The 24451-nt window shown below is 71.8% G+C and carries 19 protein-coding genes; 9 read left to right on the top strand and 10 right to left on the bottom strand.

Annotated features, from left to right (window positions below):
• Window positions 1-4: 4 nt before the first annotated feature.
• Window positions 5-814, bottom strand: a complete 810-nt coding sequence (locus KY5_RS11385) for a site-2 protease family protein (RefSeq protein ID WP_098242126.1) — start codon at window positions 812-814, stop codon at window positions 5-7.
• A gap of 104 nt (window positions 815-918) precedes the next feature.
• On the opposite strand from KY5_RS11385, the gene KY5_RS11380 reads away from it, so the two are divergent.
• Entirely contained in the window at window positions 919-1521 is a 603-nt protein-coding gene (locus KY5_RS11380) for a DUF6578 domain-containing protein (protein WP_098242125.1), read from the top strand.
• Window positions 1522-1732: 211 nt separating this feature from the next.
• Complete coding sequence (locus KY5_RS11375) at window positions 1733-5224, top strand: AfsR/SARP family transcriptional regulator (protein ID WP_098247185.1); 3492 nt, start codon at window positions 1733-1735, stop codon at window positions 5222-5224.
• A 44-nt stretch (window positions 5225-5268) separates the two neighbouring features.
• Here KY5_RS11375 and KY5_RS11370 read toward each other — a convergent pair whose 3' ends face one another.
• From KY5_RS11370 to panB, 3 genes are all read right to left on the bottom strand, one after another.
• Window positions 5269-6096 carry an ABC transporter permease gene (locus tag KY5_RS11370; RefSeq protein WP_098242124.1) on the bottom strand — a complete coding sequence of 276 codons (828 nt, stop codon included), beginning with the start codon at window positions 6094-6096 and terminating at the stop codon, window positions 5269-5271.
• Window positions 6093-7121: an ATP-binding cassette domain-containing protein gene (locus tag KY5_RS11365; RefSeq protein WP_098242123.1), complete on the bottom strand. Its 1029-nt coding sequence runs from the start codon at window positions 7119-7121 to the stop codon at window positions 6093-6095. The genes KY5_RS11370 and KY5_RS11365 overlap by 4 nt, the downstream gene beginning before the upstream one ends.
• Before the next feature lie 118 nt (window positions 7122-7239).
• Window positions 7240-8121 (bottom strand): 3-methyl-2-oxobutanoate hydroxymethyltransferase, encoded by an 882-nt coding sequence (gene panB / locus KY5_RS11360; protein WP_098242122.1) that lies wholly within the window; start codon window positions 8119-8121, stop codon window positions 7240-7242.
• Window positions 8122-8332: 211 nt separating this feature from the next.
• Here panB and KY5_RS11355 point away from each other — a divergent pair, with 211 nt between their 5' ends.
• The 4 genes from KY5_RS11355 to KY5_RS11340 all read left to right on the top strand — a co-directional run bounded on the left by KY5_RS11355 (window position 8333) and on the right by KY5_RS11340 (window position 13281).
• Window positions 8333-9928 (top strand): MFS transporter, encoded by a 1596-nt coding sequence (locus KY5_RS11355; protein ID WP_098242121.1) that lies wholly within the window; start codon window positions 8333-8335, stop codon window positions 9926-9928.
• Between the two features lie 89 nt (window positions 9929-10017).
• Window positions 10018-10650 (top strand): TetR/AcrR family transcriptional regulator, encoded by a 633-nt coding sequence (locus KY5_RS11350; protein WP_234363164.1) that lies wholly within the window; start codon window positions 10018-10020, stop codon window positions 10648-10650.
• A gap of 227 nt (window positions 10651-10877) precedes the next feature.
• The gene (locus KY5_RS11345; RefSeq protein WP_098242120.1) at window positions 10878-11906 is read left to right on the top strand and encodes an endonuclease/exonuclease/phosphatase family protein; all 1029 of its coding nucleotides are present in this window, start codon (window positions 10878-10880) and stop codon (window positions 11904-11906) included.
• Window positions 11907-12066: 160 nt separating this feature from the next.
• A complete protein-coding gene (locus tag KY5_RS11340; protein ID WP_098242119.1) occupies window positions 12067-13281 on the top strand; it encodes an MFS transporter in 1215 nt (404 codons plus the stop codon).
• Between the two features lie 10 nt (window positions 13282-13291).
• Here the strand turns inward: KY5_RS11340 and KY5_RS11335 are convergent, their stop codons facing one another.
• From KY5_RS11335 to KY5_RS11325, 3 genes are all read right to left on the bottom strand, one after another.
• Entirely contained in the window at window positions 13292-15049 is a 1758-nt protein-coding gene (locus tag KY5_RS11335; RefSeq protein ID WP_098242118.1) for an NAD+ synthase, read from the bottom strand.
• 113 nt (window positions 15050-15162) lie between these two features.
• Entirely contained in the window at window positions 15163-16803 is a 1641-nt protein-coding gene (locus KY5_RS11330; RefSeq protein ID WP_098247183.1) for a multicopper oxidase family protein, read from the bottom strand.
• A 166-nt stretch (window positions 16804-16969) separates the two neighbouring features.
• Window positions 16970-17452 (bottom strand): hypothetical protein, encoded by a 483-nt coding sequence (locus tag KY5_RS11325; protein WP_098242117.1) that lies wholly within the window; start codon window positions 17450-17452, stop codon window positions 16970-16972.
• Window positions 17453-17522: 70 nt separating this feature from the next.
• On the opposite strand from KY5_RS11325, the gene KY5_RS11320 reads away from it, so the two are divergent.
• Genes KY5_RS11320 through KY5_RS11310 form a run of 3 tightly spaced genes read left to right on the top strand, consistent with a single transcriptional unit; the run spans window position 17523 to window position 20576 of the window.
• The gene (locus tag KY5_RS11320; RefSeq protein ID WP_098242116.1) at window positions 17523-18989 is read left to right on the top strand and encodes an APC family permease; all 1467 of its coding nucleotides are present in this window, start codon (window positions 17523-17525) and stop codon (window positions 18987-18989) included.
• 49 nt (window positions 18990-19038) lie between these two features.
• A complete protein-coding gene (locus KY5_RS11315) occupies window positions 19039-19779 on the top strand; it encodes a DUF998 domain-containing protein (RefSeq protein WP_098242115.1) in 741 nt (246 codons plus the stop codon).
• Entirely contained in the window at window positions 19776-20576 is an 801-nt protein-coding gene (locus tag KY5_RS11310; RefSeq protein WP_098247182.1) for an alpha/beta fold hydrolase, read from the top strand. The genes KY5_RS11315 and KY5_RS11310 overlap by 4 nt, the downstream gene beginning before the upstream one ends.
• A 127-nt stretch (window positions 20577-20703) precedes the next feature.
• On the opposite strand, the gene KY5_RS11305 is transcribed toward KY5_RS11310, so the two are convergent.
• From KY5_RS11305 to KY5_RS11295, 3 genes are all read right to left on the bottom strand, one after another.
• Window positions 20704-21759 (bottom strand): LacI family DNA-binding transcriptional regulator, encoded by a 1056-nt coding sequence (locus KY5_RS11305; protein WP_098242114.1) that lies wholly within the window; start codon window positions 21757-21759, stop codon window positions 20704-20706.
• Window positions 21760-21853: 94 nt separating this feature from the next.
• A complete protein-coding gene (locus KY5_RS11300) occupies window positions 21854-23491 on the bottom strand; it encodes an extracellular solute-binding protein (RefSeq protein WP_098247181.1) in 1638 nt (545 codons plus the stop codon).
• 72 nt (window positions 23492-23563) lie between these two features.
• Window positions 23564-24427, bottom strand: a complete 864-nt coding sequence (locus KY5_RS11295) for a carbohydrate ABC transporter permease (protein ID WP_098247180.1) — start codon at window positions 24425-24427, stop codon at window positions 23564-23566.
• Window positions 24428-24451 lie beyond the last annotated feature (24 nt).

Raw genomic sequence — 24451 nt, 5'->3', positions numbered from 1 at the left:
GCGCCTACCGGCTGAAGCCGTCGGGCGAGGGGACCTGCTGCGAGCCGTCCCAGAACCGGTAGAGCTTCTGACCCCAGTAGCTGTCGTCGGCGCTGACGCCGAGCCCGCGCAGGATCGCGTCGATCGCGTCGAAGAACACGTGGTTGACCGCAGGGAGCCACAGGACGGCGAAGACGGCGATCAGGCCGAACGGCGCGAACGGCTCCACCTGGCGGCGGATCCTGTACGACAGCCAGGGCTCGATCACGCCGTACCCGTCCAGGCCAGGAACGGGCAGGGAGTTCAGGATGGCCGCCGTCACCTGGAGCAGCGCGAGGAACGCGAGCGCGTAGCGGAACGCGTCCGGCACCCCGTCGAGCGCGTCGAGCCAGAACGGCGCGGTGCACACCACGGCGAACAGCACGTTCGTCAGCGGGCCCGCCGCCGAGATCAGGCTGTGCTTCCACCGGCCGCGGATCCGGCCGCGCTCGATGAAGACCGCGCCACCGGGCAGGCCGATGCCGCCCATGATCACGAAGATCACCGGCAGCACGATGCTCAGGAGCGCGTGCGTGTACTTGAGCGGGTTGAGCGTCAAGTACCCCTTCGCGCCGATGGAGATGTCGCCGCTGTGCAGGGCCGTGCGCGCGTGCGCGTACTCGTGCAGACAGAGCGAGACGATCCAGGCGGCCGTCACGAAGAGGAAGACGGCGACACCCGGATTGTCCGCGAAGCCGGTCCAGGTGGCCCATCCTGCGACCGCCGTGACGGCGGCGATCCCCAGGAAGACCGGGCTGATCCGCCGGTCACTGCTGCGGGCGGGGGCGGTGGTCATGGGGCGGGGCTCCTGGCGTACGAGATCCTGGCGTGCCCGACCGTACCGGGCGCACGCGGAAAACGTCTCGCACTCGGCCCCGAGTTCCGGGGAGGCTTGGGGTCATGACTCTGCGCGGGGTGTGGAAGGTGCTGTACGCGGACTGGCAGATGGAGTGCTGCGGGACCCCGTTCGCGGTGGGGGACGAGGTGGCGTGGCCGCTGCTCGTCCTGGCGGACGGCGGGGACGGCGGGGACGGCATGGACGGCTGGCAGGAGGAGTTCAGCGAGATCGAGGGGCCCGTGGTGGCGCTCGACTCCTTGGCGGGGGACTGGCTGGCGGACGACACGGACGGGGACGACGAGGAGCCGTGGGAGGCGTCCGTCGTGCGGGCGCACGGGGTGACGGTCCCGTGGAACCACGCGCCCCCGCGCCCCGCGCGCGCCACGCTCAGGGGCCTGCTCTCCGTGGAGCGGCACGGCGGCCGCTGGCCCGACACGGTCGGCAGGGTCCGCGCCATCCACGTGGTGACCCAGGGCTTCGCGGAGACGAGCGAGGGCTCGCGGACGTACGCGCCGGTGCCCGGCGAGCGCTGGCTGCGCCCGGTCGAGCTCTGCCCGAAGTGGTTCCAGGGGGAAGAGCTCTCGCGGACGACGACGGGGCCGGGCTACCGGCGGAGCGAGACCGGGGTCCTGGTGGAGCTGGAGGTCCCGGACGACGCGGGCTGAGCGGGAGAGCGGGAGCGGGAGCAGGAGCCGGGGGAGAGACGAGAAGGGACGGGGGACCGGGGTGGGCCGGAAGTGCGGGGGACGGCGGGGGGACCGGCAGGCGCGCGGCCGCTGCGACGGCGGCGGGCGCCGGGCCGGACGGAGTCCGCGGCGCCGGTGTCGCGGAGGCGCGGAGGCGCAGGTGGAGGTGAACGGGGGCGCGGCCCCGGAGATGGGCCTGGAGGTGGAGGTGAGCCGTTCCGGAGCCAGGGACAATGGTCCCGTGCGCTACCGCGTCCTCGGCACCACCCAGGCCCTGCGCCCCGACGGCACCGCCCTGCCCGTCGGCGGCGCGCGTCTGCGCGCCCTGCTCACGGTGCTCGCCCTGCGCGTGGGCCGCACCGTCTCCGCCCCGGTCCTGGTCGACGAGGTCTGGGCCGGGGATCCCCCGGCCGACGCGACGGGCGCGTTGCAGGCGCTGGCGGGCCGCCTCCGCAGGGCCCTCGGCGCGGGCGCGGTGGTCTCGGCGGACGGCGGCTACCGCCTGTGCGCGGTCCCCGACGACGTGGACGTGTTCCGCTTCGACCGGCTCGTCGGCGAGGGCACGAGGGCCCTCGCCGACGGCGACGCGGCGAAGGCGGCCGCCCTCCTGGACGACGCGCTCGCCCTGTGGAGCGGCGAGCCCCTGCCCGACCTGCCCGAGCGCACGGCGGAGGCCGCGCGCTGGGGAGCCCGCCGCGTCGACGCGCACCGCGCGCGGGCGACGGCGGCGCTCGCACTCGGCGAGGCGGAGTACGTGCTGCCCGAGCTCACCGCGCTGTGCGAAGGACAGCCGCTGGACGAACCGCTCCAGGCCCTGCGGCTGCGCGCCCTGCGTGACGCGGGCCGCCCCGCCGAGGCACTCGCGGCCTACGAGGACATCCGCACCGTCCTCGCGGACCGCCTCGGCACGGATCCGGGGCCTGAACTCCGGGCGCTGCACCAGGAGTTGCTGCGGGGGGACGGGTGCGAAGCGGGTGCGTACGAGAGAGTCGGCGAGGTCGTCGGCCCCGCCCCGGACGCACCGGCCGGTCCCGTCGCACCGGCCGACCCCGTCGTACGCGACAGTGGCGAGCCCCGACCTCGCCGCCCCCTCGCCCCCCGCCCCCTCGCCCCCCGCCCTCCCGGCAACCTCCGCGCCCGGCTCACCTCCTTCGTCGGGCGGGAAGGGGACATCGGGGCGCTGCGCGGGGACCTCGGGCGGGCTCGGCTCGTGACGTTGATCGGGCCCGGTGGCGCCGGGAAGACGCGGCTTTCGCAGGAGGCCGCGGAGACGGTGGCGGGCGAGGTGTCCGACGGCGTGTGGCTGGCCGAGCTCGCGCCTGTCGAGGACCCGGACGACGTACCCGCCGCCGTGCTCACCGCGCTCGGCGCCCGCGAGACCGTGCTGCGCGGCGCCGGTGCCGAGGAGCTGCGGGCCATCTCGGAGCGGAGCGGCGAGGACCCCGTCGCGCGGCTCGTCGAGCACTGCGCGGCCCGCCGCATGCTGATCATCTTGGACAACTGCGAGCACGTCATCGACGCGGCTGCCCGGCTCGCCGAGGAGCTCCTCGCCCGCTGTCCGGGCCTCACGGTCCTGGCCACGAGCCGCGAACCCCTCGGCGTCCCCGGCGAGTTGCTCCGCCCCGTCGAGCCGCTGCCCGAACCCGTCGCGCTGCGGCTCTTCGCCGAGCGCGGCGCCGCCGCGCGGCCCGGGTTCGCGGTGGCGGGCGACCCCGAGGCCGTCGCCGAGATCTGCCGCCGTCTGGACGGTCTGCCGCTCGCCATCGAACTGGCCGCGGCCAGGCTGCGGATGCTCACCCCGCGCCAGATCGCCGACCGCCTCGACGACCGCTTCCGGCTGCTCACCAGCGGCGCCCGCACGGTACTGCCCCGCCAGCAGACCCTGCGGGCCGTCGTCGACTGGTCCTGGGACCTGCTGGACGCGCCCGAACGGGCCGTGCTGCGCAGGCTCTCGGTCTTCGCGGGCGGCTGCGACCTGACCGCGGCGGAAGAGGTCTGCGCGGCCGGGGGCGAGGCGCACGACGTCGCCGGCCTGCTCGGCTCGCTCGTCGACAAGTCCCTCGTCGTCGCGGCCCCTTCGCCGGTCTCCGGCGGCGGCATGCGCTACCGGCTCCTGGAGACCGTCGCGGAGTACGCGGGGGAGCGGCTCGACGAGGCGGGGGACCGGGCCGCGGCCGAGCGCGCGCACCTCGTGCACTACCGCGAGGTCGCCAGGACCACCGATCCCGAACTGCGCGGCCACGGCCAGCACGCGGCCGTGGAGCGGCTCGAGGCGGAGTACGAGAACCTGCGCACCGCCCTGCGGCACGCGGTCGCCGCACGGGACGAGCAGGAGGCGCTCTGCCTCGTCCTCTCGCTCTCCTGGTACTGGCAGATCCGCGGTCTGCGCATGGAGACCAGGAACTGGTCCCTCGACGTCATGTCCCTGGGCCCGGACCCGTTCGCCAGGCCCGTCGTCCCCGCGCCCCCGCTGCACGAACCGTGCACGGCCGCGCCGCCGCCGATGAGCCCCGACGTCCTCGTGGAGGCCCGCAGGGGCGCGCACCTGCTCCATCTCTCCTGCATGGACATGGAGGTGGACGTGATGCACTGGCAGTCGCCCGCGTCCCAGGAGAAGCTGCTCGGCATCAGGGAGGCCTACCGCCCAGGGCTCCCGCAGACCTGTCGTTCGCCCGGCAACCTCTGGTTCTTCGCCATCCTGCTCGGCGGTGAGATGGGGCTGTTGCAGGAGACCATCGACGAGACCGTCGCCGCCTGCCGCGAGTTCGGCTACGCGTGGGAGCTCGCCGCCGCCCTGCAGATGCGCGCCAACATGCTCGCCAACCGCACCGACTGGTCGGGCGACGCCATCCGCGACGCGGACGAGGCGCTGAGCGTGTTCCGGCGCCTGGGCGATGTGTGGGGCATCGCCGAGGCGCTCTCGGCGCGCGGCGAGGCGCGGGAGCGGCGTGGTGAACTGGCCCTCGCCGCGCAGGACTTCTGGGCCGCCGTCGAGTACGCCGAACAGGTCGGCGCGCTGACCCAGGTCGCCTTGCTCAAGGCCCGCCTCGGCTCGCTCCTCACCGACGCGCCCGAGGAGCGGGAGGACTTCGCGCGGGGCGAGGCGATGCTGCGGGAGGTCATCGACAACTCCGGCCGCCACCACACGGGCGAGGCGCTGCCCGCCGCGCGGATCTACCTCACCATCGCGCTCGGCCGCAGCGGCCGCTTCGACGAGGCACGTGAGCATCTCCGGCTCCTCGGCATGGAGTTCAGCGCCATCGGCTACGCGGTCTTCGAGAGTTCCGTGCTCGGCATCACGGCCTGGATCGACGCGCTGGACGGACGGTACGCGCGGAGCGTCGCCGGGGTGGGCGAGGCCTTCGTGAAGGCGCTCGACCCGCTGTCGCGGATGGTCGCCCCGCAGATGGTCGCCGTCCACCTGTGGATCGCCGCGCTCGCCCTGTCCGGGGCGACGGACGGCGCCCGCGCGGACGACGCCGCCAGGCTCCTGGGAGTCGCCGACCGCGAGCTGCCGCCCGCGCACGTGGCGAACAGCATGGAGCGGGAGATCCGCGCGCACGCGGAGGGGACGGTGCGGGCCGCGCTCGGGGACGAGGCGTACGACGCCGCGTACGCACAGGGCGGCGGCCTCACCGTCGAGGAGGCCGCCGCCCTGTGCGTCGTGGCGTCGTCCGGATGACCCGGTGACCGGTTGCCCGGCCCGTCGCCCGACCGGTGCTCCGGTCAGTTCTTCGTGCGGAACTTGTGGATCGCGATGGGCGCCATCACCAGGGTGAGCGCCACCGACCAGCCGATCGTCACCCACAGGTCGTGCGCGACGGGGCCGCCGACCATCAGGCCGCGCGCGGAGTCCGCGAGCGAGGAGAGCGGGTTGTAGTCGGTGAAGCCCTGCAGCCAGCCGGGCATCGACTGGGTCGGCGCGAAGATCGACGAGCCGAACTGCAGCGGCATCAGGACCAGGAAGCCCATCGCCTGCACCGACTGGGCGCTCTTCATCGAGACGCCGAGCACCAGGAAGATCCACATGATGGACGTGCCGAAGAGGGCGGAGAGGCCCACGGCGGCGAACAAGCCGCCCCAGTGGGTGATGTCGAAGCCCACGAGGACACCGACGATCATCATGATCGTCGTCGCGATGAGGAGCCGCATCAGCTCCACCACGATCTTGGCGAAGAGGACCGAACCCTGGCCGATCGGCAGGGTCCTGAAGCGGTCCATGATGCCGTTCTGGAAGTCCTGGTTGAAGCCGGTGCCGACGGCCATGGCGATGTTCATGCTCATCATCGCCATCATGCCGGGCACCACGTACTGCACGTACTGGTCCTGACCGCCGCCGAGCGCCTGGCCGATGGAGCCGCCGAAGACGTACACGAACAGGAGCGTGAAGACGATCGGCATCAGGACCGCGTCGAACATCGACTCGGGGTCCTGGCGGATCCAGAGCAGGTTGCGGCGGACCAGGGCGCTGGTGTGTCTGACATGGCCGCGCAGGCCGATGCGGGCGTCGGCCTGCCCCGTCTTGAGGGGGGCCGCGAGAGTGGTGGCGCTCATACGGCGACCTCCTCCAGTTCCTTTTCGCTGGGGCGTGCGTCCTGCGGAGCACTGGCCTTCTGGCCGGTGATCGACAGGAACACCTCGTCCAGGCTGGGCAGTTCGGTGGCTATCGAGCCGATCGTGATGCCGCGCGCGGTGACCGCGCCGACCACGGCGGTCAGCTGCTCGTCGCTGAGGATCGGCACCAGGACCGTGCCGGTCTCGGTGTCCACCGTGGAGGTGGCGATGCCGGTCAGGCCGAGGTCGTCGAGCGCGTTCGCCAGCGGGCGGAGCTCCAGCGGGTCGGCCGGGCGGACGCGCAGGGTGCGGCCGCCGACCTTCGCCTTGAGCTCGTCGATGCCGCCGTTGGCGATGACCTTGCCGCGGTCGATGACGGTCAGCTCGGAGGCCAGCTGCTCGGCCTCCTCCATGTACTGGGTGGTGAGCAGCACGGTGACGCCGTCGGCGACCATGCGCTTGACCTCGGCCCACACCTCGTTACGGGTACGGGGGTCGAGGCCGGTCGTCGGCTCGTCCAGGTAGAGGACGGCCGGGCTGCCGATCATCGACGCCGCGAGGTCGAGGCGGCGGCGCATGCCGCCGGAGTAGGTGCTCGCCGGGCGCTTGGCCGCCTCGGTCAGCGAGAACCGCTCGAGGAGGCCGTCGGCGCGGGCCCTGGACTCCTTGCGGGACAGGTCGAGCAGCCGCCCGATCATGTACAGGTTCTCGCGTCCCGAGAGCTTCTCGTCCACCGACGCGTACTGGCCGGTCAGGCCGATCACGCGGCGCAGCTGTCGGGGCTGCTTCAGTACGTCGTACCCCGCTACGAGGGCGGTGCCCGAGTCCGGGGTGACGAGGGTGGAGAGGCAGCGTACGAGTGTGGTCTTGCCCGCGCCGTTGGGCCCGAGCACGCCGAGGACGGTGCCTTCGCGCACGTCGAGGTCCACGCCGTCCAGTGCCTTGGTCTCGCCGTAGTGCTTGACCAGTCCCCTCACGGTGACGGCACTCTCTGCGCCGCCGGGGTTCTTGTCGATTCGCGTCATGGAATACAAGGTGCCATCCCCCACCGACAAACCACCGACATCCCACCGACAGGCGAGAAGAAGGCAGCCCGTCGACGGGGGAATCGACGGGCTGCCGTGGTGCCGCGATGGTCTCGAATCAGTGGACCGCGTGTTCCGGCGCCGGGAACGTTCCGCCCACCACGTCCTCGGCGAACGCCTTGGCCGCGCCGGACATGACGCCCCGCAGATCGGCGTACTGCTTGACGAAGCGCGGCATCTTGCCGCCGGTCAGGCCGAGCATGTCCGTCCAGACCAGGACCTGCGCGTCGCACCCGGCGCCCGCGCCGATCCCGACGGTCGGGATGTGCAGGGAGCGGGTGACCTCGGCCGCGAGCTCCTCGGGGACGAGTTCGAGGACGACCGCGAACGCGCCCGCGTCCTGCGCCGCCTTGGCGTCGTGCAGCAGCCGGTGCGCGGCCTCGTCGCCGCGGCCCTGCACGCGGTAGCCCATGGTGTTCACGGACTGCGGGGTCAGGCCGAGGTGGGACATGACGGGGATGCCGGACTGGACCAGCAACTCGGTCTGGGCCAGGGAGCGTTCGCCGCCCTCCAGCTTGACCGCCCCGACGCCCGCCTCCTTGACGAGCCGGGTGGCCGAGCGGAGCGCCTGGACCGGTCCCTCCTGGTAGGAGCCGAACGGCAGGTCGCCGACGATCAGGGCACGCGACGTGCCCCGTACGACGGCCGCCGACAGCATGGTCATCTCGTCGAGGGTGACGGGCACGGTCGTCTCGTACCCGAGGTGGCAGTTGCCCGCCGAGTCGCCGACGAGCATGACGGGGATGCCCGCCTCGTCGAAGACGGACGCGGTCATCGCGTCGTAGGCGGTGAGCATGGGCCACTTCTCGCCCCGCTCCTTGGCGGCGGTGATGTCGCGCACAGTGATGCGCCGGGTGCCCTTGCCGCCGTACAGCGCCTTGCTGCTGTCGGGGCTCCTGGGGGCGTCGGCACTGTTCTGGGCAGCCGAAAGCTGCGTCATCGCAACGGCTCCTTCTGTCATCTCGAGGCGCCCTGACGGCGTCCCCGGATCCCCTCCATGGTGGCATCACGTGCCGCCCCGGGGCTAGTGGGTCCGCCGGTAACCCGGGCCACGCCCCGTACCGGCCACTGGGTAAAGCCGTACCGGGCCACGGGTAAATTCTTTCCAATACGAGACGGTCTCGTATCGAAATGCTCCTAGGCTGGACGGCATGCCAACTCCTGCCGTACCCGCCTCGCCCCGCATCCCGGAAGCCGTGCACCGGCGCCGCTGGGCGATCCTCGGGGTGCTCATGCTCAGCCTGTTGATCGTGGTGCTCGACAACTCGATCCTGAACGTCGCCATCAAGACGATCTCGACCCCGGCGCCCACCGGCCTCGGCGCCACCCAGGGCGAGCTCGAATGGGCCATCAACGCCTACACGCTCGTCTTCGCGGGCCTGCTGTTCACCGCGGGCCTGCTCGGCGACCGGCTCGGCCGCAAGAGGGTCCTGCTCGGCGGCCTCGTCGTCTTCGGCCTCGGCTCGGCGCTCGCCGCGGAGTCCGCCTCACCCGTCCAACTCATCGCGTTCCGCGCGGTGATGGGCCTCGGCGCGGCCTTCGTGATGCCCGCGACCCTCGCCATCCTGATGAACGTCTTCGAGCGCGACGAGCAGCCCAAGGCCATCGGCATCTGGGCGGGCGGCGTCGGCCTCGCCATCGCGATCGGCCCGATCACCGGCGGCGTGCTGCTCGACCACTTCTGGTGGGGCTCGGTCTTCTTCGTGAACGTGCCGATCGTGCTGATCGCGCTCGCCCTGATGGTCTGGCTGGTGCCCGACTCGCGCGACCCCAAGCCGGGCCGGATCGACCTGGTCGGCGTCGCGCTCTCCGTCGTCGGCCTCGTCCTGCTCGTCTACGGCATCATCAAGGGCGGCCAGCTCGCCGACTTCACCGACCCGGCCGTCCTCGCCACCATCGCCGCGGGCCTCGCCGTGCTCGTCGCCTTCGTGCTGTACGAGAAGCGCAGCGACCACCCGTCCATCGACATCGCGTACTTCAAGAACCGGGTCTTCTCCGCGGCGATCAGCGCCATCGCGCTCGTCTTCTTCTCGCTGATGGGCGTGACGTTCTTCGCGGTCTTCTACACCCAGAGCGTGCGCGGCTACTCGCCGCTCCAGACCGGTCTGCTGATGCTCCCGCTGGCCGCGGCCCAGCTCATCTTCGCGCCGCGCGCCCGCCTCGTCGTCGACCGCTTCGGCGTCCGCGCGGTGTGCACCGGCGGCCTGCTCCTGGTGGCGGCGATGCTGGTGGCCTTCACGGCCCTGGAGGCCGATACGCCGATCTGGCTCCTGGAGGTCATCTTCTTCCTGATGGGCACCGGCATGGCGCACATCATGACGCCGACCAGCGTCGTGATCATGCAGGCCCTGCCGCGCGAGAAGGCGGGCTCCGCGTCCGCCCTCAGCAACACCTTCCGGCAGGTCGGCGGCGCCCTGGGCATCGCGGTGCTCGGCTCGGTGCTCTCCGCGGCGTACCGCAGCGGCGTCGAGGACAAGCTGACCCTGCTGCCCGCGGGGGCGCGGCACGCGGCGGGCGAGTCGATCGAGGCGACGCTCGGCGTCGCCGCGAAGCTCGGCCCGCGCGGCGAGCCGCTGGTGAGCGCGGCCAACGACTCCTTCCTGCACGCCATGCACGTCACGGCGCTGTGCGGCGCGGGCGTCGCGCTGATCGGTTCGGTGATCGTCTTCCTGTTCCTGCCGGGGCGTACGCCGAAGCCGGACGAGCCCCAGGAGAAGCCCGAGCCGGTGGGCGCTTCGGAGCACTGAGGGAGAATCGTCCCCGGCCAGCCGCGCGAAGAGACGGAGATGACGTGGTCCACACCGCCAAGGGAACGCACGCCGCGAACGGGGCACCCATCGGCAGGGGGGCACCCGCGGGCAAGGGCGTGCCCGTCGCGCGGGGCGGCCGCGGCCGCCCCAGGAGCGAGGCCGTGGAACAGGCGATCATTGAGGGCGTGGTGCGGCTCCTGGAGGACGGCGTGTCGCTCACGGAGCTGTCCATCGAGCGGATCGCCCGCACCGCGGGCGTCGGCAAGGCCACCATCTACCGGCGCTGGGACGGCAAGGAGGCACTCTTCGTCGACGTCCTGCGCGTCTTCGAGGAGCCGGACCCCGAGCTGCCGGGCACCTCGGTGCGCGACGATCTCGTGGTCATCCTGGAGGGCCTGCGCCGGCGCGGCCTCACCATGCGCTCCTCGGTGCTGCTGCACAACGTCTTCGCGCAGATGAAGGCCCTCCCCAAGCTGTGGGACGCCTACCACAGCACGGTCATCGACCCCCGCCGCCGCACCATGGTCGAGGTGCTGCGGCGGGGCATGGCCGAGGGCGTGCTCCGCACGGACGTCGACATCGAGATGGCCAACGACCTGTTCGTCGGCCCCATGCTGCTGCGCACGGTGATGCGCCCCGACGCGCCGCTCGACGACGACCTCGCGGAGCGGATCGTCGACACCGTCCTCGAAGGGCTGCGACCGCAGGCGGCGTCCTAGCGCGCGGAGCCCGGGCCGTCCGCAGCCGCCTCCGCCCGGCGTACGGAGTATGCGCATTTCGTCACAGAGCCGACTCCGCGCCGCCGGTCAGGAACTCGCCGCGCCGCCTTGTTCGTCCTCGTGCCAGTACGGCCGTCGCGGACGGCAGAGACGCACCCGATCATCGCCTAGGGTTTCAGGGGGCGGGACAGACGGTGTGCACGGCAGGCAGTGAGGCGACGAGAGTTATGGCGCAGGCGTACAAGACGGAGACGGACAGCGACGGCTCGGGGCCCGAGCGTCCGGGGTCCTGGTTCCGGCGCCTGCTCGACGGCTGGCGCGGCGACCCCGGCATCTGGCGGCGCGGCCTGGTCACCGCGGGTGCCGCGCTCCTGATCGCCCTGGTCATGCTGTTCCACGCGCAGATCCCCAACAACATCGGCAACCTCGGCAGCCTGACCGAGACCTTCCTGCCCTGGCTCGGCGTCTTCATCCCGGTGATCGTCGTCATCGGGGTGGTGCGCAAGTCCGCCACCGCCCTGATCGCGGTGCTGCTGCCCACGGTCATCTGGATCAACCAGTTCGGCGGCCTGATCAGCGACAAGTCGGGCGGCGAGGGCGACCTGACCGTGGCCACGCACAACGTGAACGCGGACAACACCGACCCGACGGGCACGGCCCAGGACGTCGCCGCTTCCGGCGCGGACGTGCTGGCCCTCGAAGAGCTCACCGCGGACGCCGTGCCGACGTACGAGAAGGCGCTCTCGCGCATCTACAAGTACCACTCGGTCAAGGGCACGGTCGGCGTGTGGAGCAAGTACCCGCTGGCCGACACCAAGCCCGTGGACATCAAGCTGGGCTGGGTCCGCGCGCTGCGGACCACCGTCGACACCCCCAAGGGCGAGGTCGCCGTCTACGTGGCGCACCTGCCGTCGGTGCGCGTGAAGCTCGACGCGGGCTTCACCGCCAACCAGCGCGACGAGAGCGCCGACGCGCTCGGCGAGGCCATCTCCAAGGAGCGGCTCGGCAAGATCATCCTGCTCGGCGACCTGAACGGCACGATGAACGACCGCGCCCTGAACGGCGTGACCGCGCAGATGCGCTCCACGCAGGGCGCCGCGGGCAACGGCTTCGGCTTCAGCTGGCCCGCGTCGTTCCCGATGGCCCGCATCGACCAGATCATGGTCAAGGGCGTCGAGCCGGTCTCCTCCTGGACGCTGCCCAAGACGAACAGCGACCACCTGCCGATCGCGGCGCGGGTCGAGCTCTCCGAGTAACGGCCCGGCACGGAGCGGGCCCCACGGACCGGGCCCCACGGACAGGGCCCCACGGACAGGGCCCATGGAATACGCGGTGCGCGCGGCTTTGTTCCGTACGTAAACTAATGGATTCGCCCGGCTCCGGGCCGCCCCCTGCTTCCGTGGAAGGTACCTCCCCATGCCCCTGGCCCTGCTCGCCCTCGCCGTGGGCGCCTTCGGCATCGGCACGACCGAGTTCGTGATGATGGGCCTGCTGCCCAACGTCGCCGACGACCTGCACATATCCATCCCGACCGCGGGACACCTCGTCTCCGCGTACGCCCTCGGCGTCGTCATCGGCGCCCCGCTGCTCGCCGCCGTCACCGCCAAGATGCCGCGCAGGCGCGTACTGATCGGTCTGATGGCCCTGTTCGTGGTGGGCAACGCCCTGTCGGCCGCCGCGCCCGACTACCACTGGCTGATGGCCGCCCGGTTCCTCAGCGGACTGCCGCACGGCGCCTTCTTCGGCGTCGGCGCCGTCGTCGCCACCGGCCTCGTCGGCCCCGAGCGCAAGGCCCGCTCGGTCTCCCTGATGTTCCTCGGCCTCACCGTCGCCAACATCGTCGGCGTCCCCGTGGGTACGGCGATGGGGCAGCAGCTCGGCTGGCGCGCCACGTTCCTCGGGGTGAGCGCGATCGGCATCGCCGCCGTCGCCGCGCTCGCCCTGCTCGTCCCCGCCGACCACGGCCACGGCGAGGCGGTCGGCCTGCGCGGCGAGCTGCGGGCGCTGCGCAGCGTGCCGGTCTGGCTCGCGCTCGGTACGACGGTCGCGGGCTTCGGCGCGCTCTTCTCCGCGTACAGCTACATCACGCCGATGCTCACCGACTCGGCGGGCTACGCCGAATCCAGCGTCACCCTGCTGCTCGCCCTCTTCGGCGTGGGCGCCACCGCGGGCAACCTGCTCGGCGGCCGCCTCGCCGACCACTCGCTGCGGGGCACCCTCTTCGGCGGCCTGACCTCGCTGGCCGTCGTCCTCGCGCTGTTCCCGCTCCTGATGGGCGCCGGGTGGAGCGCGGCGCTCGCCGTGGTGCTGCTCGGCATGGCGGCGTTCACCACGGGCTCGCCCCTGCAGCTGATGGTCATGGAGAAGGCGGCCGCGGCCCCCTCGCTCGCCTCGTCCGCGAACCAGGCGGCGTTCAACCTCGCCAACGCGGGCGGTGCCTGGATCGGCGGCCTCGCCCTCGCCGCGGGCTTCGGCGTCACGTCCCCCGCGGTGACGGGCGCGCTGCTCGCGGTGCTCGGACTCGCGGTCGCGGGCGCCGCCTACCTGGTCGACCTGCGCTCGCCGGTGGCGGGCACGGAGCGCCTGGTGGCGACGGGGGCTCCGGTCAAGGAGCCGTCCCGCCACCACTGAGTCGCGCGGCTCAGCCCGTCGCCGACTCGCGCCAGCGGTTGGTGATGGGCAGCCTGCGGTCCTTGCCGAAGCCCTTGGCGGAGATCTTGGTGCCCGGCGGGTACTGGCGGCGCTTGTACTCGGCGGTGTCGACCATCCGCAGCGTCTTGACCACGAGCTCCCTGTCGTAGCCCGCGGCCACGATCGCGTCGGCGCTCTGGTCGCGGTCGACGTAGAGCTCCAGGATGCCGTCGAGGACGGGGTAGTCGGGCAGCGAGTCCGTGTCGACCTGGTCGGGCCGCAGCTCCGCGCTCGGCGGCTTGCTGAGGGAGTTCTCCGGGATCGGCGGGAGCTGTCCGCGCTCCTCGGCCGCGCGGTTGCGCCACCGCGCGAGCCGGAAGACCGAGGTCTTGTAGACGTCCTTGATCGGTCCGTACGCCCCGACGGAGTCTCCGTAGAGAGTCGAATACCCCACCGCTAGCTCGGACTTGTTGCCCGGTGCGAGCACGATGTGGCCCTCCTGGTTGGAGAGCGCCATCAGCGTCGTGCCGCGCAGGCGCGACTGGAGGTTCTCCTCGGCGAGCCCGGTCAGACCGAGCGATCCCATGTACGCGTCGAACATCGGGGCGATCGGCACGGTCCGCAGCGGCAGCCCGGTCCGCCGCGCCAGCTCCTCCGCGTCGGTGATCGAGTGCTCGGAGGAGTAGCGGGAGGGCATCGCGACACCGTGCACGTTCCGCGCCCCGAGCGCGTCGCAGGCGATGGCCGCGGTGAGCGCCGAGTCGATGCCGCCGGAGAGCCCGATCAGGACGCTGCTGAACCCGTTCTTCGCGGCGTACGCGCGCAGGCCCACCACGAGCGCCGAGTACACCTCCTCATCGTCGTCGAGCCGCTCCGCGTACCCGCCGGTGAGCTCCGCCTCGTACGCGGGCAGCGGCTCGGCGGAGACCGTGACGTGCTCGACGCGCAGACCGTCGTCGACGACGCCGGAGGGCACCTCGCCCGCCGCGGGCAGCTCCAGGTCGAGCACGACGCAGCCCTCGGCGAACTGCGGCGCACGCGCGATGACGCCGCCGTCCTTGTCGACGACGATCGAGTCGCCGTCGAAGACCAGCTCGTCCTGGCCGCCGATCATCGCGAGGTAGGCGGTGGTGCAGCCCGCCTCCTGGGCGCGCTTGCGCACCAGCTCCAGGCGCTGGTCGTCCTTGTTCTGCTCGTACGGCGACGCGTTGATGGAGAGCAGCAGGCCCGCGCCCGCCGTACGGGTCGCGGGCACGCGGCCGCCGTCCTGCCAGAGGTCCTCGCAGATGGCCAGGGCCACGTCGACGCCGTGCACGCGCACCACCGGCAGGGTCTCGCCCGGCACGAAGTAACGGAACTCGTCGAAGACGCCGTAGTTGGGCAGGTGGTGCTTGGAGTAGGTCAGGACGGCCTCGCCGCGGTGCAGCACCGCGCCCGCGTTGCGCGGGGCGCCCGCGGGCTGGCCGAACCTGGGTTTCGCCTCGTCGGTGCGGTCCAGGTAGCCGACGACCACCGGCAGCTCGCCGAGGCCCTCGTCGTCGAGGCGCGCGGCGAGCGCGTGCAGCGCGTCCCGCGAGGCCCGGACGAAGGACGAGCGCAGGGCGAGGTCCTCCACGGGGTACCCGGTGAGTGCCATCTCGGGGAACGCGACGAGATGCGCCCCCTGCTCGGCGGAGTGCCGGGTCCAGCGGACGATCGCCTCGGCGTTCCCGGCGAGATCTCCGACGGTCGAGTCGATCTGATTCAGGGCGAGACGTAGTTGGGGCACGGGGTCCAGTCTAATCGTCAGAGCGACGCGATGTCCTGCCGGACGGCGGGGACGGGGCGCGGGTGCGGGCTCGCTCTGGTTGCTCGCGCAGTTCCCCGCGCCCCTTCCAGGGGCTACTTGCGGTAGCCGAGGACCGTCATCATTCCTGCCTCCGCGTGGTAGACGTTGTGGCAGTGGATCATCCACAGGCCCGGGTTGTCCGCGTCGAAGTCCACCGTCAGCGTGCCGTTCGGCAGGACGATCGCGGTGTCCTTGCGGGGGCCGCCCGCCGCGTTCGCCAGGGCGAAGGTGTGGCCGTGCAGGTGCACGGGGTGCCACATCGACGTCGAGTTGGCGAAGACCAGGCGGACCCGCTCGCCCGCCCGCACGGGGTGGCGCTGGCCGGGGGAGTACGGCTTCTTGTCGAAGGCCCAGTCGTACTTCGCCATGCCGCCGGTCAGCTGGAGCCTGATCGTGCGGTCCGGCTTGCGGGACTTCAGCGCGACGGATTCGTGCGACCGCAGCTTGTCGGCGGTCAGGAGACGGCCCGTCAGCTCCTCGGGCCGGGTGGAGGCGGTCGGCGCGGCCCCGCCGCCCGTGCGCAGCACCGCGAGCGCCACTGCCTTCTTGCCCTCGGCCACGGCGGTCAGCGGGAAGGTGCCGTCCTTGGCCGTGACGAGCACGTCGTACCGCTCGCCCATGCCCAGGAGCAGGGCGTCCGTCTTCGCGTGCGCCACGGGGAAGCCGTCCGTGTGCGTCACCGTCATCTCGTGGCCGCCGAGCGCCACCCGGAAGGCCGTGTCACCGCCCGCGTTGATGAGGCGAAGGCGGATGCGGTCGCCGGGGCGGGCGCGGAACTGCGAAGGGCCCTTCGGCGCCCGCCCGTTGATCAGGTAGTGCGGGTAGGCGACATCGCCCGCGTCGCCCCCGAGCAGGTCGCTCTTGGCGCCCATCATCATCCGCGAGGGCCCCGAAGGCTTCGGCGACGGGGCCTTGCGCGCCGAGGTGAAGGACATGTTCGACATGTCGTGGCCGCCGCCGTGGTCCATGCCGCCCGAGCCGTCCTTCTCGCCGCCCATGTCGTGGCCGCCCATGCCCTTGCTGAGCTCGGCGAGCACGCCGTCCGGGGTGGAGCCGTCCACCCCGTCGACCCAGTCGTCGAGGACGATCACCCACTCCTTGTCGTACGTCAGGGGCTCCTTGGGGTCCTCGACGATCAGCGGCGCGTACAGCCCGCGGTCCTGCTGGGTGCCGGAGTGCGGGTGGAACCAGTACGTCCCCGGGTGCGGCACCGCGAAGCGGTAGGTGAAGTCGCCGCCGGGCCTGATGTCCTTCTGGGTGAGGCCGGGGACGCCGTCCATGTCGTTGCGCAGGGCGATGCCGTGCCAGTGCAGGGACGTGGCCTCGGGGAGGTGGTTGGCGAGGGTGAGCGCCAGGGTGTCGCCCGCGGTGACGCGGACCTCCTTGCCCGGCAGCCCTTCGCCGTACGCCCACGTCTTCACCTGGGGGCCGCCCAGGTCGAGCTTGGTCTCCATGGCCATCAGGCGGACCTCGCGGACCTTGCCGCCGCGGGCGCGCTTCTTCTCCGCGGCGGCGACTTCCTCGCCCGCCGGGTCGACATAGCCCTCGGGGCCTGCCGCGTCGCCGTGGCCGCCGGATTCCGTGCCGGAGCAGGCCGCGAGGACGCCCGTCCCCGCGACGGCCGCCGCGGCGCCGAGCAGGGTGCGGCGGGAAACGGCGTGCGGGCCTTCCGCGGGCAGGACGGCTTTACGCATGACGGTTTTACGCATGGCTGTCTTACGCATGACTGGGTGACACCTCGTCGTGATGGTGCGTGCGAATGGGCGCATCCGCTGCTTCTGGTACACCGCTCGACCCCTGTGGGTTCCCATCGGAACCGCACGGGTTTCCCGGGCAGCGCGAAGCAGCTGGTGGGGCGGCCTAAATGCGCAGCACGGACAGACGGGCCAGACGTATCCGGGGAGGCGGCGGATCGGGCCGCAGGGTGTGGGGTAGCCGCCCGGACGCGGGCAGCTGGGCGAGGGTCCCGCCGGGCCGCAGCAGCCCGGCCCGCACCAGCAGGACGAGCGTGAAGGCGCCGAGCACCGCCAGGCACACGGACAGCGGATCCATGCTCATGCCGTCGTGCGGCTCCGGGGCGGGCGCGGCCATACGCACGGCTCGCTCGCCGTGCCGAGGGCCGTCGCCGTCCCTCTCGTGCGCCGCGGGCGCGGGCTCGTGCGCCGCGGGCGCGGGCCCCGCCATGTCGTGCCCCATCGGCGACGACACGGCGGCGGGCGTGCTCGCGCCACCGTCGTGACCGCCCGAGGGATGCCCCAACGTATGCATCGTGACGATCCCGAGGAGCAGGGCGGCAAGCAGCATCAACTGCCCGTACCCCGTGCGGCTCCTGGTCCTCGCCATGCGGCGAACCCTACCCCCGCTGGGTATTGCGCGACATGCGGGCCCCCGGTACTCGGACGATCATGAGCGCATGACGCGTACGGACGAACCGGCACAGACCGGAGAAGGCACCCTGCCGGAGCCCGACCCCGCCATGCCGAGGCAGGTCATCTCCTGGGTGACGCTCGCCCTCATGACCACCGCGTCCGTGGCCAGCCTGCGCCCCTCCCCGTCGATGGCCATCTACGGGCTCGCCGCGGTCTTCCTCTACCTGCTGCCCGCCGTCGTCTTCCTGCTCCCCACCGCCCTGGTCGGCGCCGAACTGGCCTCCGGGTGGTCCGGCGGCATCTACCGGTGGGTGAGCGAGGCGCTCGGCAAGCCGCTGGGGTTCGTCGCCGTGTGGTGCCAGTTCGCCATGACCATCGCGTACTACCCGAGCCTGCTCGCCTACGTCGCCTCGACGTTCGCGTACGTCATCCACCCGAGCCTCGCCGAAAACGGCCTCTACGTAGCGATCGTCATCGTCGTCATCTACTGGACGGGTGTGTGGATCACCTCGCGCGGCACCAGGACCGTCGCGGGGCTCTCCTCGCTCGGGCTCGTCATCGGCACGCTCATCCCCGGCGTCGTCCTCGTCGTGCTCGGCCTCGTCTTCCTGGGGCAGGGCAACGCGTCCGCCGCCCCCATGTCCCCCGACCACTGGCTGCCGCCGTGGACCGGGCTCGCCAGCCTGGTCCTCATCGTCAACAACTTCCTCTCCTACGCGGGCATGGAGATGAACGGCGTCCACGTGTCGTCGCTGCGCCGCCCCCGCACCGAGTACCCGCGCTCGATCTTCCTCGCCACCGGCCTCGTCCTGCTGATCTTCATCCTTCCGGCCCTGGCCATCAGCTGGGTCATGCCGTCGGAGCAGCTCAGCCTCACCGCGGGGCTCATGCAGGCGTTCCAGGCGTTCTTCGACCACTTCCACGTCGGCTGGATGACGAAGATCGTCGGCATCATGCTCGTCATGGCCGCGCTCGGCGGCATGCTCACCTGGCTCGCCGGTCCTTCCAAGGGGCTGGTGACGCTCGCACGGCAGGAGGGCTATCTGCCGCCCTTCCTGCAGAAGTTCAACAAGGCGGGCGTGCCGCGGAACATCATGGTCGCCCAGGGCGTGGTCACCACCCTGATCGGCGTCCTCTACGCCTTCAGCGATGACGTCTCCAGCGCCTACTGGATGTTCTCGGTCATCACCGTGCAGATCTATCTGATCGCCTACCTGCTGATGTTCGTGTCCGTCGTACGGCTGCGGACGTCCCAGCCGCACGTGGCGCGCGGCTTCGTGGTGCCGGCCGTGACGCTCGTCGCGGGCGTCGGATTCGTCGCCTCGCTCCTCGCCCTCGCCATCGGCTTCGTGCCGCCCGACCAGTTCGGCAAGGGGCCGCTCTGGCGCTATCTGCTGATCGTCGGCGGCGGTCTGCTCGCGCTCGGCGTCCTGGCGCCCGCCGCCTTCCTCACGTTCCGCAAACCCGGCTGGATCCACCCCGACCACAGGGCACTCGATGGAACCAAATAGCATTTGTCGACCGATGTCATCACCCACGACGACTGTCACGGCAGAGGCCATGTCCCCACGGAAACAGCCGCGCGACACCCCTCGCGCACGCCCCGCCGTCCGGTCCGTCGCGCTCCTCCTGCTCCTCGGTGCCCTGGCGTACAGCACGTGGCTCCTTGAGGTCTTCCTGCCCACCGGCCTCTCGCCGCTGAGTTCGTACGTCAGTGAGCTCGCGGCCGAGGACCAGCCGTACGGGACGTTCTTCCGCACGGCCGACCTGCTCGGCGGGCTCTTCGTCCTCCTGGGCGCGGCGGCCGCGCTGATCCGGCTGCCGCACAGGGGCCTGACCACGGCGGGCTGGGCCGGTCTCGTGCTGTTCGGGGCCGCCACGGTCGCCGACTCACGACTGCCGCTGAGCTGCGCGCCGGCCGCCGACGCGGCCTGCGTCGCCCGGGAGCGTGCGGGCGACGTCCCCTGGACGCACGCCGCGCACGCGTTCAGCAGCAGCATCGCGATCGTCGGGGCGCTGGTCGGCATGGTGCTCCTCACGGTCGTCGCCCGGCGCCGCGCCGACGCCCTGCCGCTGCTCGCGCGCACCGGGCCCGCCGTCGTCGCCGTCGAACTGGCCGCCACCGTCTGGACCCTGGCATCCGTCGCCGCGTTCGACGCCGGGCATGGGACCTGGGGGCTCGGCGTGGCCCAGCGGCTCCAGCTCCTCTCCATCGCGGTGTGGATCGCGCTCCTCGCGTGCTCGCTGCCGGCCACCGCGGCGGCCAGGGGATCCACCGGGGCGGCGGTGCGGCGGGGGTGACGTTCGTACGGATCGGGGGAGTGCCGCACCACGTCGAGGTGACCGGCAGCGGTCCCGTCTGCGTGCTGAGCGTCGGGCTCGGGCTCGGCTGGTTCGACTGGGACCCCGTGGTGCCGCTGCTCGCGCCCTCCCGCACCGTCGTCCGCTTCGACCGCCCCGGGCTCGGTCTGAGCGGCCACGCGCGCGTGGCGCCCACCCTGCGCGGCGAGGCCGAGCGGATCGGCGCCGTCCTCGACGCGGTGGGGCTCGGCGGGCGGCGGGTCACGGTGGCGGGGCACTCGCTCGCCGGATTCCACGCGGAGGCGTTCGCCCGCCTGTACCCGTGGCGGACGGCGGCCCTCGTCCTGGTCGACTCCAGCGTGGAGGAGCACCCACGCGTCCGGCTGCCGCGCGCCCCACGGATGGCCTGCACGCGCGCGTGCGCGTCGGTGCTGTGTGCGGCCGGGGTGCCGAGGGCGACGGGCCCCCTGCTGCGGCGCCTGCTGGCACCTCACCCCCAGGCCCGGGTCTACGGAACCAGCCGTGTGTGGCGGGCCGCGGTCATGGAGTACGCGACGTACGGCGACGTGGCGACCGAACTCTTGGCCCTGCGCCGCGAGTTCTCCCTCCCGGCCGACCTGCCGGTGACGGTCCTGGCCGCCCACTCGGGCGGATCCCGCCGCTGGCTTGCCCGCCAGCACCGCCTGGCCACGGTCCTCGAGGCGACGTTCCTCGTCGCGGAGCCGTCCGGCCACCTGGTCATGCGGGACCGCCCCGCGGACGTGGCGGAGGCGATCCTGACGACGGGCCCCCGTTAGGGGGCGCGGGGGACTGCGCGCTCAGCCGAAGAAGAGCCGCGGTCGCGTCTGCCGGGTGACCGAGCAGTCGCGACCGCGGCTTCTTCGTGGTTGCTCGCGCGGTTCCCCGCGCCCCTGACGGAGCACGTCAGCCCGCAGGCCCCTGGAGGGGTCGGACGCTGTCGCGGATGACGATGTGCGTCCCCAGGACGTGGCGCTCCTGGCCCGCACGCGGCGAGCCCGAGAGGGCCTGGCGTACGGCTACGCGGCCCATCTCCTCGGCGGGGATGTGCACCGTGGTCAGCCCCGGCGTGATGTCGCCCGCGACGGGGTCGTCGTTGTAGCCGACCACCGACATGTCGTCGGGCACCCGGAGCCCGTACTCGCGCAACGCGATGATCGCCGCCGCCGCGGCCCGGTCGTCGCCCGCGAAGACGGCGGTGAACTCCGGCTTGCCTTCCGCCTTTTCGAGCAGGTCCCGCATCGCCCGGTAGCCGTTGTTCTGCCCGAAGCCGACCCCGTGCAGGATCGCTTCGGAGCGCGGCACGCCGTGGTCCGCGAGCGCGCGGAGGTAGCCGACGACCCGGTCCTCACCGGTGGTGTTCCCCGGCTGGAAGCCGAGCAGCGCGATCCGCCGGTGGCCCGCGCCCAGGAGGTGGCTGGTCACGGCGTGCGCGCCCGCCTCGTTGTCGTACTCCACGACGAGCGCGGGCACGTCGGGCGCGGGCGCGGGGCGCCCGCACAGGACGAGCCGCGAACCCGCCGCCGCGAGGACCTCCGCGTAGCGCGCCATCCGCTGGCGGTACTCGTCGTCCTGGATGACGCCGCCCACCAGGACCACCGCCTCGGCGGCCTGCTCGCGCATCATCTGGACCAGGGCGAGCTCACGGGCGGGATCGCTGCCCGTGGAGGAGACGAGGGTGAGGCGGCCCCGCTGGGCGGCCTCCATCTCCACGCCCTGCGCGACCCCCGCGTAGAACGCGCCCACCACGTCGAACATGAGCACGGCGATCGTCTTGCGGCCCGCGCCCGCCAACGCGCGCGCGTGCGCGTTGGCGACGTAGTCCAGGTCCTTGACCGCCCGCAGCACCTTGGCGCGCGACGCCGTCGACGTCGGGTAGTTGCCCGCGAGCACCCGCGAGACGGTCGCTACCGAGACGCCCGCCCGCGCGGCCACTTCGCGGATGGTGACCCGCTCGCCCATGTCTCTCCCTCATCCGGCAACCAGCTTGATCCGGGGCGGAGTTGCCCCCACGGCGGCCCGCCCCGGACCCATCATCCCGTGCCGTGCCACCGCGTCAGTGCGCGGCCTCGTACTCCTTGAGGAACTCCTCGGCGGCGCGCTTGCCGCCCTGTGACCGCCACTTCTGGTGGACGGCGTCCCAGTCCGAGAGCTTCTTGCGCCCGGAGACGATCGCCGTGACGCCGTCCTCGATGATCTGCTGCATCGAGGCGCCCTGCCGGTTGTACGTGTCCGACATCAGGCCCCAGTGGTCGTCGGGCACCAGGAGCGGCACGACCTTCTTCTCCCAGGCGTGCAGCCGCTTGGTCAGGTCGGGGTAGCCGGGGAAGTACAGGGGCTGCGGCGCGTCCATGAGGTAGGGGAAGGGGAGGTTGGTCTTGGAGTCGACCAGGCCGAGGGACGTGGCGACCGGGTCGCCGTCCTTGTTGTATGTGAAGTGGGTGCCCTCCACGCCGTAGTGCATCAGCTCGTACTCCTTCGAACCGAACGGCGAGGCCAGCCAGTTGAGGACGCGCAGCATCAGCTTGACGCGGTCCTTGGACGCCTTCTTGATGACGGTGTAGCCGAAGCAGCCGCGGTTCTGCTGGTAGACGGGCGTGACGCCGTCGACCGCGTAGGGCTCGGCGACGTCCAGGGTGAACTCGTCCTTGATGCCCTGGGCGTTGGAGATGACGGCGCCCCAGCCGTCGGTCATCGAGCGGACGGTGCCGTTGTAGAACTGGGTCTTCAGGTCCACCTGCGAGATCGAGGTGGCGTCCGGGTTGTACGAGCCGTCCTTGCGCATCTTCGCCATGAATTCGAGCGCGGCCCTGAACTCGTCGGTCCCGTACATGTCGGTGACCTTGCCGCCCTTGATCTGCCACTGGTTGGGCGCGCCGTGCCACATCGCGTGGTAGAGGTACCCGAAGAAGCCGACCGTGGACGCGCCGAGGGTGAACTTCCGTCCCCGCGAGCCCTCTTGGGCCATGGCCTGGAAGTCGGGAGCGGACATGCCGGGCTCGTACCCGGCCTTGTCGAACGCCTCGCGGTTGATGAACATCGCGCCCTGCACCTTGGCCCGCTCGATCGGCAGCCCGTAGATGCGTCCGGCGATGTGGCCCATGCCCTCCCAGGCGTACGTGGGGATGTTGGCGAGGTTGGGGTAGTCGTCGATCGCGTCGCCCGACAGGTGGTCGCTCAGGTCCGCGCAGCGCGACTTCACGAACTGCGACTCGCGCGGCAGCACGTATCCGCCACCGAAGTTGATCATGTCGGGCAGGTCGTCGCCCGACATCAGCGTGGACATCTTGGCGCGGAAGTCCGCGTCCGGTACGACGGTGAACTCGACCTCGACGCCCAGGGCTTCGTTGACGGCCTGCCAGTACTTGTTCTGACCGGCCGGCTTCGGCGGCGTGCCGTAGGTGATGGTCATGACCTTGATCTTCTGCTTGCCGTCGCCGGGCTTCTCGGCCATGGCCCGCACGAGCTCCTCCGGGTACTTCGTGTACCCGGGCTGGACGCCCTCGGCGGTCGGCGCCAGATCGGGGGTGGGGCCCTTGGCGGGGGTGTACTTCGGCCAGGGCACCACCTTCTTGCCCGCGTTGGAGACGTTGCCGCCGCCGCTGGAGTCGGTGGAACAGGCGGTGAGGACGGACGGGGCGGCCAGCGCGGCGCCGCCGACGGCTATGGAGCGGAGCAGGGTGCGCCGCGACATCGAGGAACCGGACACGTGAATGAGCCCTTCTGGACGACGAGTTGCCTTCTGGACGACGAGTGGGGGGAAAACTCAGCTCTTGATGGCGCCGGTGAGCACGCCCTTGGTGAAGTACTTCTGGAGGAAGGGGTAGACGAGCAGGATCGGCACGGTGGCGATCACCAGGACGGCCATCTGCGTCGTCTGCGGGGCGGAGACCATGCCCGCCTCGCTCAGCCCGGTGTCGGCGATCTGCGAGCCGCCGATGACGTAGGTGCGCAGCACCTGGGAGAGGGGCCAGTGGTCCGACTCCATGTAGATCGAGGCATGGAACCAGGCGTTCCAGTAGCTCACGGCGTAGAAGAGGGAGACCACCGCGAGGGCCGCCTTGGACAGCGGGAGCACGATCCGCCACAGGATCTGCCAGTCCCCGGCGCCGTCGAGCCGCGCCGCCTCGTACAGCTCCTCGGGTATGCCCTGGAAGAAGCCGCGCAGCACGATCAGATTGAAGACGTTAATCAGGACGGGTGCGACGAGAGCGGCATACGTATCCAGCATCCCCATGCCCTTGACCAGGAGGAACGCGGGGATCATGCCGGGCGGGAAGAGGAAGGTGAAGAGGATGAGCAGCAGCACGGGCTTGCCGCCGAAGACGCCGGGACGGGCCAGGGCGTACGCGAGGAACGTGGTGCACGCGAGCGAGAAGAGCGTGCCCACGACCGTCAGGCCGACGCTCACTCCGAGCGCCTTGGTGACGATGCCGCCCTCCAGGATGTTCCGGTAGGCGCGCAGCGTCGGATCGCTCGGCCAGAGCACCCAGCCGCCGTTGTCCACGACCTCCCGGTTGGAGGCGAGCGACGTCGAGATGATCACCAGGAACGGGATCAGCACGAGACCGAGTACGACGAGGACGGCGACGCCCTTCGCGGCCTTGGTCGCGAACCGGGGCTTCTCCATCCAGGCGGGCCTGGTGACGTGGCC

This window comes from Streptomyces formicae, from assembly GCF_002556545.1.
GTDB lineage: Bacteria > Actinomycetota > Actinomycetes > Streptomycetales > Streptomycetaceae > Streptomyces > Streptomyces formicae_A.
The sequence above is the reverse complement of the archived record's forward strand: the minus strand, read 5'-3'. Positions and strand labels throughout refer to the sequence as shown.